This window comes from Saltatorellus ferox (assembly GCA_007751475.1).
Taxonomy (GTDB): Bacteria; Planctomycetota; UBA1135; order UBA1135.
On sequence record CP036434.1, the window covers coordinates 4,456,898 to 4,470,347 of the forward strand.

At 67.2% G+C, this 13,450-nt stretch carries 9 protein-coding genes and 1 tRNA gene; 3 read left to right on the forward strand and 7 right to left on the reverse strand.

The features are described from left to right. Window positions 1-394: 394 nt before the first annotated feature. Window positions 395-2,515, forward strand: coding sequence for a glutamine synthetase III family protein (locus tag Poly30_RS15930; protein WP_419191371.1), 2,121 nt, complete (start codon window positions 395-397; stop codon window positions 2,513-2,515). 80 nt (window positions 2,516-2,595) lie between these two features. Here Poly30_RS15930 and Poly30_RS15935 read toward each other — a convergent pair. Further along, window positions 2,596-2,672 (reverse strand) — tRNA-Met (locus Poly30_RS15935). A 126-nt stretch (window positions 2,673-2,798) separates the two neighbouring features. After that, window positions 2,799-3,260, reverse strand: a complete 462-nt coding sequence (locus Poly30_RS15940) for a cupin domain-containing protein (protein WP_419190246.1) — start codon at window positions 3,258-3,260, stop codon at window positions 2,799-2,801. A gap of 93 nt (window positions 3,261-3,353) precedes the next feature. Between Poly30_RS15940 and Poly30_RS15945 the strand changes: the two genes are divergently transcribed. Both Poly30_RS15945 and Poly30_RS15950 read left to right on the forward strand, forming a co-directional pair. Continuing rightward, a complete protein-coding gene (locus tag Poly30_RS15945) occupies window positions 3,354-3,911 on the forward strand; it encodes a hypothetical protein (RefSeq protein ID WP_145199136.1) in 558 nt (185 codons plus the stop codon). Window positions 3,912-4,526: 615 nt separating this feature from the next. Then, window positions 4,527-5,564, forward strand: a complete 1,038-nt coding sequence (locus Poly30_RS15950; protein WP_419190247.1) for a TraB/GumN family protein — start codon at window positions 4,527-4,529, stop codon at window positions 5,562-5,564. A 27-nt stretch (window positions 5,565-5,591) separates the two neighbouring features. Here Poly30_RS15950 and Poly30_RS15955 read toward each other — a convergent pair whose 3' ends face one another. From Poly30_RS15955 to Poly30_RS15975, 5 genes are all read right to left on the reverse strand, one after another. Beyond that, complete coding sequence (locus Poly30_RS15955) at window positions 5,592-7,145, reverse strand: hypothetical protein (protein ID WP_145199142.1); 1,554 nt, start codon at window positions 7,143-7,145, stop codon at window positions 5,592-5,594. A 46-nt stretch (window positions 7,146-7,191) separates the two neighbouring features. Then, window positions 7,192-8,727 (reverse strand): alpha/beta hydrolase family protein, encoded by a 1,536-nt coding sequence (locus Poly30_RS15960; RefSeq protein ID WP_145199145.1) that lies wholly within the window; start codon window positions 8,725-8,727, stop codon window positions 7,192-7,194. A 145-nt stretch (window positions 8,728-8,872) separates the two neighbouring features. Continuing rightward, a complete protein-coding gene (locus Poly30_RS15965; protein ID WP_145199148.1) occupies window positions 8,873-11,566 on the reverse strand; it encodes a carboxypeptidase-like regulatory domain-containing protein in 2,694 nt (897 codons plus the stop codon). Between the two features lie 65 nt (window positions 11,567-11,631). After that, window positions 11,632-12,558, reverse strand: a complete 927-nt coding sequence (locus Poly30_RS15970) for an NHL repeat-containing protein (RefSeq protein ID WP_145199151.1) — start codon at window positions 12,556-12,558, stop codon at window positions 11,632-11,634. Beyond that, on the reverse strand, window positions 12,548-13,432 hold the full coding sequence (locus tag Poly30_RS15975) for a metallophosphoesterase (RefSeq protein WP_145199154.1): 885 nt from the start codon (window positions 13,430-13,432) through the stop codon (window positions 12,548-12,550). Before Poly30_RS15975 ends, Poly30_RS15970 begins: the two co-directional genes overlap by 11 nt. Between the last annotated feature and the right edge of the window lie 18 nt (window positions 13,433-13,450).

The following is a 13,450-nucleotide window of genomic DNA, read 5'->3' on the forward strand; positions in this document are numbered from 1 at the left end:
CGCCCCGCGACCCGAAGAGGCCCCGTGACTCCATGAGAGGGGAATCAGGTGGCGTCCAGACCGACTTCAGGTCGCGCGTTCGACTGGTGCGGGCCTGGAAAGTCGACGGCACCGTTTCTTCGGAGCTGCGATGTCGGTACGGTCCCTCGCCGGCCGCGGCGTCCTCCATGACAGCGCTCGACCGGATGCGGCGGCTTCCAGGACATCCACCGAGCCCCAGGCTGCCCGTCGAGTGCAGCCGGGATTCAAAGCCCGGGCCCCCCTCCATCGGGGCCCAGAACACCGCCCCAGGGCTCATCGCCCCCCATACGCCATGATGGCCAGTACCCGCCAGGCCGCCGTCAGCTCCATCGCGACTGACGCGCTCTTCGACGTTCGTGAAGACATCTCCGGAATGGAGGGACAGTCGCTCTCCGACTCGTACGGTCGCTACGTTTTCGGTGACGAGGTCCAGCAAAAGCGACTTCCAGCCAACGTCTACATGGCCCTGCGGGAGACCATCGACAGCGGAAAGACGCTGTCGGCCGACATCGCGGACGAGATCGCCAACGCGATGAAGGAGTGGGCCGTCGAACATGGCGCGACCCACTACACCCACTGGTTCCAGCCCATGACCGGGCTCACCGCGGAGAAGCACGATTCCTTCCTGCGCCCGACCGAGGGCGGCACGGCGATCCTGAAGTTCTCCGGGCGTCAGCTCAGTCAGGGCGAGCCCGACGCCTCGTCCTTCCCGAGCGGCGGACTCCGCGCCACCTTCGAAGCCCGCGGGTACACGGCCTGGGACCCCTCCTCTCCGGCATTTTTGCGCAAGTCCGCCAGCGGCGCGACGCTCTGCATTCCAAGCGTGTTCTGCTCCTGGACCGGCGCCGCGCTCGACAAGAAGACGCCGCTCCTTCGCTCCTGCCAGGCGATCTCGAAGGCCGCCGTGCGCATGCTTCAGTCCGTCGGCGAGAACGCGGTGACCCGCGTCGCACCGACCACGGGCATCGAGCAGGAGTACTTCCTCGTCGACAAACAGTTCTACCACCTGCGCCCCGACCTCATGGCCACGGGACGCACGCTCTTCGGCTGCGCACCCTACAAGGGACAGGAATTCGACGACCACTACTTCGGTTCGATCTCGGTCCGCGTGCTCGACTTCATGCGCGACCTGGAGAAGGAGCTTTGGCTCCTCGGCGTCCCCGTCATGACGCGGCACAACGAGGTGGCGCCGAGCCAGTTCGAGCTCGCTCCACAGTTCTCAGGAGTCTCCGTATCCGTCGACCAGAACATGCTCACGATGAGCGTGCTCGGCGACGTCGCATCGCGCCACGGCCTCGTCGCCATGATGCATGAGAAGCCGTACCAGGGCTTCAACGGCTCGGGCAAGCACATGAACTGGTCGATCGGCGACAACCTGGGCAACAACCTGCTGGAGCCCGGCAAGACGCCCCACGAGAACCTGAAGTTCATGCTGGTCCTGACCGCGATCATCCGCGCGGTCGACCTGCACCAGGACCTGCTGCGCGTCTCGATCGCCTCCGCCGGCAACGACCATCGCCTGGGCGCGAATGAGGCGCCGCCCGCGATCATCTCGATCTTCGTCGGCGACCAGCTCAGCGAGGTCATCGACGCCATGATCGAGGGCCGGAGCCCCGACTCGCCGGACCAGGAGAGCCTGCGCCTCGGAGTCGACGCACTCCCGCAGCTTCCCAAGGACATCTCGGACCGGAACCGGACCTCTCCGTTCGCCTTCACGGGCAACAAGTTCGAGTTCCGCGCCGTCTCCTCCAACCAGTCCGTCGCCTACCCGGCCGCGTTCCTCAACACGATCGTGGCGGAGTCGATGGATCACATCACGAACGAGATCGAGGCCCGCGGCGGCTCGAGCGCCACGACGATCCAGGAGGTCGTCCGGGAAACGCTCGCCAAACACCGCCGGATTCTCTTCGACGGGGACAACTACAGCGAAGAGTGGGTCGAGGAGGCTGCGCGCCGTGAGCTTCTGAACCGCCGGACCACGCCGGAAGCTCTGGCCGCCATGGACTCCGAGAAGAACGCGGCACTGTTCGAGGCGTACCACGTGCTCACGCGCGACGAGTTCGAGTCGCGCCGGAACGTGGCGAGCGAGATCTACGTATCCAGGATTCGGGTGGAGGCCCGGGCCACCGTCGACATGGCGGCCACGATCATCCTGCCAGCAGCCATCGCCGCCCAGCGCCAGCTCGCGGAGACCACCCAGGCCGTCCGTCAGATCGACGCGAGCCTGCCGGTCGATGCACAGGTCCAGGCGCTCCGACTCACCTGCGAGCTCACAGGCCAGCTTCAGGCACGCGTCGCGGATCTGCGCGCGGCCATGGAGAAGGTCGAGGGCCTCGAGGAGGGCCACGAACCCATCGAGCATGCGCAGGCCATGCTGAAGCACGTGGTCCCGGCCATGGTCCAGGTTCGGGACGTGGCGGACCGACTGGAGAAGGAGGTCGACGACGATCTCTGGCCGCTCCCGAAATACCGGGAGCTGATGTTCATCCGATAGGCCCGGCGCACACCTGATCGGGGAACAAAGAGAGCACCCCGGCTGGACCAAGGTCCAGCCGGGGTGCTCTTGTGTAGGAATGGTAGCGGTGAAGGGATTCGAACCCCCGACACGCGGATTATGATTCCGCTGCTCTAACCAACTGAGCTACACCGCCGATCTCGAGCCGCAGCACGCGACTTTCGAGGCGCGGGAAGATAGCCGTCCGCCCTGCGATCGTCAAGCACGGGCGAAAAGTATCTGAGGCGACCGGGCCTGACGACCATGCCGCGGCAGAGAAGGTCTATTCCTCGGAACGAGTCCGCGGCTCGTCCGCGCCAGCGAAATCTGCCGGGGGCGGCCCGCTGTCCCGGGAAACGACGGTGCCGCCGTGGGCCACCGCGAAGAGGACGCATGCGGGAAGCGCCTGGCCCTCCTTCTCGACGCCCCCGAGAGCCACCGGCGTATGCTCGCTTCCGGCGGGGTAGCGGACGAAGTCTCCTGCGCGGTAGGTCCGCCCGTCCTCGTCGCGATAGCCGCCCGCGAGCACGAGCACGTCCTCGGGCCCCAGGTGTCGATGCATGGGGTACCCGCAGCCCGGCGCCATGCGGATCAGGACCGTCGAGGCCTTTCCGGGCCCCCGCCCTGAGTCCTCCGTGACGAGGTCCAGCCACTCGATCCCTGCGTGCCGGGTGGCGCGCCAGGGGAGCGACGCGAGGTCCGCTCCCTCCGCCTCCGGGTCGATTCCAAGTCCTGGGATGTTCATCCCACGAGGATAGCCGCGGAAGCCGTGGCTGCGAGTCTCTCCTGGGCCTGGGACCCGCTCAAGGCATCTGCCCATCGGCTCGATAATCCGGGGGTGAAAGAGCCAGAGAACCGCCCGGAAGACATCACCGCCTTCCTCCAGACTTCAGGAGCCGCCGACAGCGAGCTCTCGCTGGACGGGGTCGCCCTCGACCTCGTTCGTGCTGCGACGGATGAGGGGGACGACGCGGTCGTGAGGACGCTGCTCCGCGCGGTCGTCGCCCTCGGCCTGACCAGGGCAGCTACCTTCTGGACGCACTCGAACGGCGGCGCACGCTGGGAACAGCGGCGCGGCTTCGGCGGAACGACCCCCGAGCCGAACCTGCTGCCGGGCGGGACCGAAGTCAGCCATGGACCAGGCCTCACTTTCTCCCTCGGTCCGTGCGGTGCTCTGGTCGTCCTGCGCGAGACCTTCGATCGTGACGGCCAGCGCGAAGTGCGCGAGGAAGCCATCGAAACGCTCGTCCTGCTCGCGGAGACCCTGCTTTCCGAGGAATCTGGCGATGGGGAATTCTTCCAGTCCGAAGGTCCCGGTCACGACCCCCTCGGCGACGTGCCGGGCCCGCTCCCCCATCCCGAATCGGGGGGCCAGAACCGCCGCCAGGCGGGCTAGAAGGGCCGTTGCGCCGATCGACGTCTCCTTTTGGACAGCTGTGCGCATCGCCCTCATTCCCTGGCGGTCGTGGCGGCGGCGCCGGCCCAGCCGAGGGACATCTGCAATTTCTTGAACCTCCCTCTTCCCAGACCCCATTTTCACACTATCATTCAGCGCGGCCGCTCTTCGGAGTGGTCGCGCATGAGAGTCTGGCGAGAGGTGATTAGCGTTGCGAGCCGCTGATTACCCGGGAAGCTCGGTAGACTCCTCTCTCCCTCGGGTCGGTGATGCTAGCTCACCGGCCCTTTTTCGTAGGCCGCGCGAAGCGCGGGCTACGAAAAAGGGATGTTTCTGGCCCATCCGCTGACGCGGATGGAGCGTGGGATGTTTCTGGCCCATCCGCTGACGCGGATGGAGCGCCGCGCGCACGAGCATCATTCTGAGGTCTGGGGATGGGGCTTGGAGGCAGGGGATCGCCGCTGGGCCGAGTCAAGGGACCCAAGCTGCTCAGGGTCTCTGCCGGATCAAGGGCTGGGGGCGATCCGGCTGGTCGCCGGGCTCGGGTTCGCAAATCCGGCAGGGAATGGGCTGGTTTTGCTTCGATGTCGGCGGGGGTTGGCTCAGGATTCCCCCATGGCACACGCAACATTTCTCGCCGCGCTCGGCTTCTTCGTCTCGCTCCTCCCCGGGCAGTCCCCCGCTCGGAAAACGGATGGGGCGTTGAATCAGGACGTGATTTCCACTCCCTTCCTCTACCAGATCGACGGGAAAGGCACCTCCGGGTTCCTCTACGGCACCGTCCACCTCCCCGACAAGCGGGTCGTCACCCTCCCCGTCTCCGTCGTCGCCGCCTTCGACGGGTCTGACCGGTTCTACGCCGAGATCGAAGCCACCCCGGAGTCCGAGGCCCGCGGTCAGGCCGCTGCTCAGCTCCCTGCTGGCGTCAAGCTTCCCCAGCTCGTCGGTGCCGACACCTGGTCCCGGATCGAAGGCCAGTTCATCAAGGCCGGCTACCCGGCTGCGATGGCCTCCGCCCTGAGCGGCATGGAGCCCTGGGCCGTCAGCTCACTCCTCCCCATGATCGACTACCTCGCGGAGCTCCAGACGAACCCGCCGCTCGACAAGATGCTCTACCAGCGGGCGGCCGCCGACGGGAAGGCCGTCGCCGGACTCGAGACCATCGAAGAGCAGCTCTCCGTCTTCCAGGGCTTCTCCCGCGACGAACAGGTCACGATGCTCCGCGACTCCCTCGATCTCCTCGACAAGTACGAAGCCGAAGGAAGGAAGGTGATGGAAGAGATGATCGCCGCCTGGATGTCCGGCGATAGCAAGACCCTCGTCTCCCTGCTCGACGACGGATTCGGCAACGACCCTGAGATCCGCGAGCGCGCCGAAGACGAGATCCTCTGGAAGCGAAACCATCGCTTCGCCGAGCGCATCGAGAGCGAGATGTCAGCCCATCCGGACAAGACCTCTTTCTTCGCCATCGGCGCGCTGCACCTTCCCGATGCCCCGGCTGCAGAAGTCGGGCCCGACGCCCCGCTCACGAACGACGCGACCCCAGAGAGCCGCCCCGCCCAGCTGGGCGTCGTCGAGCTGATGCGTCGCCGCGGCTACACCGTCACTCGGGTCGAAGCCCGGAAGCCGGAGCCCGCGAAAGCCGGAAAGTAGCGCCCTGCGCCTCGATCCGCGAGCGACCTACTGAATCCGCCACTGGACGGAGAGGTTGCTCGTCTCGCGGATCGTGACCGTCTCCGCCAGGGCGTCGTAGCACCAACCGATCGCGTTCGCCGCGCCGCCGCAAGTGGCGCCCAGCGCGACACCGTTCCGTTGCACCGATGTCGGAGCGTTGGAATAACCGCCCATCTCGAAGGCCGTACCGGCGGACTCGGCGCTGCTGGTACGAAGGACGAGCGGCGCGCCGACCGAAAGGCCCAGCTTCGCCGGACGACAGGCCAGCGATTTCACGTTCCTGGGAAACCGAACGAGAAGTTCGTTCGTGGCCGTGTTGATCGTGAACTCGAACGAGGAGAACGCGCCCGCCAGACGCTGCTTCACGTCGAAGTTCGCCCATCGCGAGTCCCTGTCGACCAGCACCGTTCCGGCTCCGGGATTCGAGTCGAGGCTCTGGAGCGCGAGCCAATCGCAGGCACTCCCGATATCCAGCGTGCCCCAGCAGTGCTGGCCAGCGCAGAGAGGAATCCCGCCCGGAACCGTGATCATCTGGTGCTGCGTCCCGCCCAGCGACTGCATGAACGTGCTGAACTGCTGCGCCTGATTCCGCAGGTAGCCGAACATGTCCTGGCTGTTGAACCACGTCTGGACAGGCACGTGCTGCAGGTTCTTCGCCATGTGCTTCCCCTGGGGAAGCAGCGACCCGGCAGCATCGAGCTCGATCAGCGAGGACCTCTGCCACTCGAACACCGGGCCGGACGGCGGTCCGCCGAAGATCACCTCCATCACCGCCGCGATCGAAGGAGGCGCGTTGGCGTGGATATCCGCGAGAGCGACCGAGCCCGTGTGATTGACGACCGCCGCCAGCGCACCGGTGCGCCGGTCGCGATGGCGCGCCGCGTAGCTGAGGGCGTTGCCGCCCCCCATCGAGAAACCAGCCCCGTAGATCCGGTCGCGATCGATCGCGTAGGTATCTAGGATCAGCTCGATGAGCGTCTCGACGTGCAGCTGGCTCTGGACGCTCGCGTAGCTCACGTCCATGGGCCCCGTGAGGTTCGCCTGGAGCGGGGCGATCAGGAACCAGTCGCGCTGGTCGGCTTCGACGAAGAAGTCGAGCGCTCGGTAGTAGATGTCCCCGTGGGAGGTGGCCGCGCCATGGAAGGCAGCCAGGAGCGGGCGCGGCTGCGACGGCGGTGAGTCGGGAACGAACAGCGAGAAGAGTTCGACCCCCTGGGTCGCCTCCACGAAGACGCTGTAGTTCAGGATCGTCCCACCGACGCCTGCGGCAAGGAGTGGCGCGATCTCCGTCGGCGTCGCGACCGAGGTGAGCCATGCGTAGGCGGCCTGACTCTGCGTGATCTGGGCGGGACCTATGTCGTTCAGATTGCCCCCGCCCCCCAGCGTTCCCTGGAAGGCTCTCTCCAGCGTCATGCCGCCGCCCTTCGACTCCGACGCCCCAGATCCAGTGTCCGTCCCGACCTTCGCCGTTCCGGAGCATGAGATCAGTACCAGCACCGTCGCCAGCGACGTGAGCCGCACGGAAATCGAACCAGGGCGAGATCGAGGGAGTGGGCTCATGGTGGCTCCAGGGGCAAAGGATGGGCCGCCCTTCGCAGAAAGTCTCTCAGAACTGAAGGATCCAGCTGGTGAGGGTCGGCTCGTCCTCGAGCAGGGTGAGGGTCCCCTCGCTCGGGTCGTAGCACCATTGTGGGCCAGACGAGGTGCCCGAACAATCCTCGTCCAGTACCAGACTATCCCGGAGGATGGCCACGGGCGGCGAAAGAGCATTCGTGAAGACCAGGCGGCAGGTCGAGAGCCCGAACCCCTCCAGGCTGACCTTCAGGGAGGAGGCAGCATCCAGCCCCAGTGTGGCGATGGATGTCTCGATCTGACCGACGTTCTCCGGACTCGCCAGCGTGAGAGAGTTCCCGAGCGGATCGACGAAATAGTCCAGCGACGAGAACTGGCCGTTGACGTCCTGCTTGAGCTTGAAGTACTCCCAGTTCCCTGCCCGATCGGCGAGCACGGTCCCCTGGAGCGGCTGGCCGTTCAAAGAGTGCTGTTCCAGCCAGTCGCAGGCCATCGTCTGGTCTAGCGTGGACCAGCAGTGCTGCCCGTCGCAGTTCGGGATTTGCCCGGGGACGACGACCAGCGAGTGATCGGCGCCCACGAGACCCTGCATGAACTGGTCGAGCTTCTGGGACTGATTCCTGAGATGGTCGAGGTGATCATCGGAGTTGAACCACGTCTGCGTGGGGACCGGGCCCAGGTTTCGAGCCATGTGGCGCCCGCCGCTGAGGATCTCTCCCTGGGCGTCGAGTTCGATCAGCGACGAGCGCTGCCACTCGAAGGGTGTCGCCGACGGCGGTCCGCCAAAGATCAGTTCCATGATGTCGATCACGGGACTCGCGACCGGGAGGTTCGCGTACTCATTCTCGAGGGCGACGGACCCCGTGTGATTGACGACGGCCGCGAAGGCGCCCGTCGAACGATCCCTGTGTCGAGCCGCGTAGCTGAGTGCGCTGCCTCCGCCCATCGAGAAACCGACGCCATAGAGGCGATCCCGATCGATCGCGTAGTTCTCCAGCATGAACTGAATCACCGCCTCCACGTGCAGCTGGCTCTGCGCGCTCGCGTAGTTGATATCGAAGTTATCCCCCGCTGGATCCGCGAGGTTGCGCTGCAGGGGCGCCACGAGGAACCAGTCGCGGTCATCCGCTTCGACGAAGAATCTCGTACGTACGTCGATGTCCCTGTGGGACGTCCCGAAGCCGTGGAACGCCGTCAGGAGCGGACGCCGCTGCCCGGCTGGCGAGTCCGGAACGAAGAGCGCGAAGAGCTCGATCGCCTGCGTCGACTCGACGAACAGGCTGTACGTGAAGACCGTGCCTCCGATCCCCGACGGGAGAAGTGGCATCGCCTCTGCCGGTACGGCGACACGCGTGAGGTAAGCAAACGTTGCATTCCCCAGCTGAACCTGATGCGGGCCGTAGTCCTGTGACGTAGGCGCAGACTCCGGGAAGAACGGCACGGCGACGCTTCCCCCCTGATCTCCACTCGCAGGCGAAAGCGCTCCACCGGCCGCAGGCCGAGTCCCTTCGGAGTCTACGCAGGCAGAGGCGCCAAGGGCGACGAGCAGAATGGATGAGGCGATACGCATGGAGATGTCGGAGAGAACGAGTCCCGCTTCCTCTGCCCAAGGGGAGCTGAAGAAACAGCGCTCTATTGTAGAGCAGCGTCTCCCATCCGCCCCCAACTCCACTCTCGGACTTCCAAACTGAGGCAGCACCCCGGGCGGGTCCCCTTCATGACTTCGCTTTCAGAGCCACCGAGAGGCGCTTGACGCTGCCTGTCACGCTCACCACCTCCCGGTAGACCTCATGGCCTGGGTGGCTCACAACGAGACGCCACCTCGCCCTGGGAACGTTGGCTCGCCGGAAGAGACCGACCGGCTGACTCGATCGAGGGAAGTCGACGCTTCTCGGCAAACCGGTCCGACCACTCTGCCTGTCGGGCAGGCGCACGAGTTGGACCTGGGCCTCTCTCACGGGCCGCCCCTTCGCATCCTTGACCAGGACGTCCACCCGGGTGCCGAAACGCATGGTGAGCTCGCCCATATCGAGGTGCTCGCCCGGCTCGAGCCTGATCGCCGGCAGCCTGAGACTCTCGAACCGATCGCAGTGGACCACGATCTCGTGGCGCCCAGGCCGCAGCCCCCGGATCTCGAAGTCGTGCTCGTCGATCCGCACCGTGCCACCACGCAGGCCATCGAATCTCGGGCCCGGGACCAGGTCGCCGTTCGGCTGTGCCAGCCTTCCGGTGATCCGCGCCCACTCGATCCGTGGGGGCCGTTCCATGACCACCCGCCGCGCTTCCGCCGGCAACGCGTCCCCGAGGTCGACCTCCAGATCGCTCCGGGTGACGAATCCATCGGCGATCACGCGCAGACTGCAGGCGGTGCTCCCCTCGGCGTCCGCGGGAACCGGCAGCGCCAGGTACGCCCTGCCGAACTCGTCGGTTCTCGCGGTGGATGTCGGGCCGCGCCGGGATCTCTGGCCGTCGCCACCGTTCTGCAGGGACGCGACGATGCGTGCGCCGCGGATCGCCAGACCATCGCTCCCCGTCACCTCGAAGGCCACTCGAGGCTCGGGGGTCAGTTCGAAGTGCGGAACCTCTTCGACATTGGCCGCAGGCCACTCGAAGGCCCCCCGGGCGCGATCCCCCCACCAGATCCGAACCCGCTCGATCTCGCCCAGAGCGGGCGACGCGACGAAGAGGCCGTCGTGCCGCGCCTCGATCGTGTCCCGAGCCGTCCAGCGCGCGGGCGCCCGGCGGTTCGATGCCGTACTCTCCGCGTCGCCTCCGACCGTCCAGGCTCCGAGAAAGCTCGCGCGCACGTCCCCGATGATCTCACCGGTCGTGGACGTCACACGAAAGAGCCGATCCGCTCGCGGCAGGAGCACCACCTGGACGCGCTCCCGCCGTTCGCCGCGCTTCAGCTCCGACACGGTCGCGATGCCCAGCGACGTCCCCGGGGCGATCGCGTACACGACGAGCTTTCGCCCGGAGGGCACATGCTCCGCGCTGAACTCGCCCGTACGGAGGTCGACGAGGGCGAAGACGCCTGGACCGAAGCCGTCCTCGACCTGGAGGCGCCCGTCCCTGTCCTGAACCCGAGGGGCAGCATCGGCCGTGGTCACGAGGACCTGTACCCCGGAAGCCGACATCCCCTCCGGTACGGAGACCGTTCCGGCCAGTGCGGCCGAACCGCGGACCCGCAGCTCGTGGGAGCGGGTCTGATTGCCCGGGACCACGGTCACGTCACGGGGATGCGTGGCGCCGTCGACGGTCACCAGGACCGCCTGGATGACGCCGAGCGGTAGACCGGCGATCGAGAACGCTCCGCGAGCGTCCGTGAGCACGGCGGGGTACGGCAGCTCATCGATCCTCGCGGGCAGACCGGGGATCTCCGGCTTCATCTGAAGCGACACCCCCGGCACCGGCTGACGGGTTTCCAGATCGAGGACGACACCGCTGGCGATCTCGCCCTGCTTGACGGGAAGGCTCACCTGGAGCCGCTCGCCTGGCAGCAACGCGAGCGACTGCTGAAACGCGACGGGGCGCCCCCGGATCGCGAGAGCCACCGAGAACGACCCTGGCGTGAGATCTTCCAGTACGACGCGGATGCTCCCGCCTGCACCGGCTTCCACGCCAACGGCGGGTTCGCCGGTGCCGCGCTTCGGCTGGATCGGCCACTCGAGCGAAAGGTCGGGACGACGACCACGGGCGCTGTAATCGAACCAGACGGCGAGTTCGCCGGCGCTCCCTGCGGGCGCTCCGATGATGTCGAGGACGAGCGCTCCCGCGCGCTGGAGGGACACGACGCGGGGCGGAAGGATCGCGCGCGAATCGGCCGCATCACCGGATCCCGCGCTGGGCACGGCGCTCAAGCTGGAAGCGATCGCCTCGACATAGCCCGCCGCGACGATTCGAACGTCCAGGCGCAGCTCGGGCGCGACGTCGGGCCCGCTCGGAATCCAGGCGGCCACCTCGAGGCGGCCGTCCTCGCCGCTGACGGCAGCGTCCTCGCCCCTTCGAGCCTTCACGGCTTCCCCACCGCGAAAGACCTCGCCCACAGCGGCTCCCTCGATCGGCAGGCCCGTCGCCAGGTCCTGGACGAGGAGCACCGCCCGATATTCGGTCTCGATGGCGGCGGACTCGCCGAGGGACGAGCGCTGCGGGTCCAGCGAAGAGCGCGCGGCGGAGATCTCGTCCGCGCCTGGTTCCTTCGAAGCGGGGATCGCCAGATCGGCGCCCTCGGCCGGCGGCTCGCCCTGCTCGGGCTCGCTCGGTCCGATCGTCTCGGGAAAAGCAGGCCGAACTCCCCATTCTCCGTCGTCGTTGAGCGCCTGGGAGAACACCAGCCAGAGAAGTCCCGCGAAGGCCACGGCGGCGATGGCGCCGAGGCCCAGGAGCGGAGAGCGTGGGGAGGACTTCATGGATGGGGCCGGCACCGGGGCCGAGGGACTCCCACCTTACCAGCTGGTGGAACCGGCTCGCCCTCTCAAGAATGGCTCGACAGCACGCTGCCGAAGCTGCGTCCGTCGAGCGAGAAGATCTGCACGCGCTCTCCGTCCCGGTCCAGGACCGCCAGCCTCGAATCACGATCGCTGGAGGCCAGGTCGAGCGCGAGCGCCGACGGCTGCTCCACGACCGGCTCACCGCGTTCGTCCGCCAGGGCGTCGATGACCGAATCGCCGGCGAGCCTCCGGAGATAGCGCCCGCTCGCATCGAAGATGTGGAGGCCACTGATCGTCCCGGCCGTCGCGATGACGACGCGGCCGTCGCCGACCAGCGCGACCGCCTCGGGATCTCCGAGGCCTTCGGGGATGGGGAACGCATGGCGGAACACGAGCCGCCCGAGGGGATCGCCCTCGAAGAGCTGAACGCGGCGCACGCCGGACTCCACGACGACCAGCTCCGACCCGCGCCAGTCCATCCCGCGGATCCGCTCGTACGCGCCTTCCGGATCCCCCAGCGGCGGAATCGAGCGACCACGCCCCGTGCCGATGTGCAGGATCTGAAGGCCATGCCGGCGTCGTCCGGCCGAGGCAACGATCAGCGTCGTATCGTCGTCCTCGCCTAGCACGCGCAGATCGACGGGTGAGCCGATCATCCCATGACGGTCGGTGGCGCCGAGGGGTCGCGGACCGGCCGCGATCCCGGCATCCATGTCGTCCCTGACCGACGCGACCTCGACGCCGAAGAGGGTGAAGCAGCGGAGACACGAGGCCGCCCCGTCGGCGATCCAGAGCCGACGATCGGCGTCCACGTCCATGCCGCTGACGCTGGAACGCCCCGCGATCTCGTCCTTGAACGAGAAGCGAGTTTCGAGGGGACGACCGCCGAGGTCGTAGGTCGCGACCTCCGCGGTCAGGTCCTGACGACCCACGAAGAGCACGCCGCCGTGGAGTCTCAAGCTACCCTGCATCGGAGAGATTCTGGTCCGATTCGGGTCCGGACTGAAGGGTCACGAACGAGACTTCCGCTGGCGCTCCGGTGCGAAGCGGAAGCCCCACCACGCCGAGGCCGCGGGCCACGAAGACGGTGGTACCGCCCAGTTCGACGCGAAGGCCGGGGTGTGGCGGGCCCAGATCGCGCAGGAAGGGCAGGTCGACCTGGGAGCCGTGGGTATGGCCGGAGAGCACGGCGTGGACATGGGCGGCAGGGTGCCCGGCGAACGCGGGAGCGCCGCGGGGACCGTGACAGAGTCCTATGACGACGTCGGCGGCGCCGACGAGCTCCAGCGCCGCGTCCACGTCGATGACCTTGCCTTCTTCGGGGTCTTCGATGCCAGCGAAGGCGACCGTGCTCCCATCGACCTCGACGGTCTTCGAGCGGTTGCGCAGGAAGTGCCAGCCGTCGGGCTCGAGGGCCGCAACGATCTCCCACTCGCGCCGGAGCTTGTAGTCATGGTTGCCGAAGACAGCGAAGGTTCCCCGCTGTCCGACGCAGCGCCGAAGGTCGGGCAGCACCGGGAGGACGTCTTCGACTCCGTGGGTGACGTAGTCGCCGGTCCAGCAGACGAAGTCTGGCCTGCGCTGCTCGATCAGGCTGACGACGGCGGCGAGATCTGCGCCGGAGAGGAAAGGCCCGGCATGGATGTCGGAGAGGTGAGCGATGGTGATCCCCTGCAGCGCAGGCGGAAGGCCCGGGATCCGAAGAATGTGCTCCCGGACACCCAGCCTCTCCGCGCTGAGGTAGCGCCAGCGGTAGAACCGGCGCGCGCCCAGGAGGACGGTGACTCGCTCGACCGCATCGAAGGCGGCCAGGCGAAGGCGGCTGAAACGTCGGGGCTCGATCACGTCGGTACCGTACCAGTT

Excerpts from the sequence above, each read along its gene's own strand:
- Poly30_RS15930 (WP_419191371.1), top strand. The coding sequence starts at position 395 with ATGGAGGGACAGTCGCTCTCCGACTCGTACGGTCGCTACGTTTTCGGT.
- Poly30_RS15940 (WP_419190246.1), bottom strand. The coding sequence starts at position 3,260 with ATGAACATCCCAGGACTTGGAATCGACCCGGAGGCGGAGGGAGCGGAC.
- Poly30_RS15950 (WP_419190247.1), top strand. The coding sequence starts at position 4,527 with ATGGCACACGCAACATTTCTCGCCGCGCTCGGCTTCTTCGTCTCGCTC.
- Poly30_RS15955 (WP_145199142.1), bottom strand. The coding sequence starts at position 7,145 with ATGAGCCCACTCCCTCGATCTCGCCCTGGTTCGATTTCCGTGCGGCTC.
- Poly30_RS15960 (WP_145199145.1), bottom strand. The coding sequence starts at position 8,727 with ATGCGTATCGCCTCATCCATTCTGCTCGTCGCCCTTGGCGCCTCTGCC.
- Poly30_RS15965 (WP_145199148.1), bottom strand. The coding sequence starts at position 11,566 with ATGAAGTCCTCCCCACGCTCTCCGCTCCTGGGCCTCGGCGCCATCGCC.
- Poly30_RS15970 (WP_145199151.1), bottom strand. The coding sequence starts at position 12,558 with ATGCAGGGTAGCTTGAGACTCCACGGCGGCGTGCTCTTCGTGGGTCGT.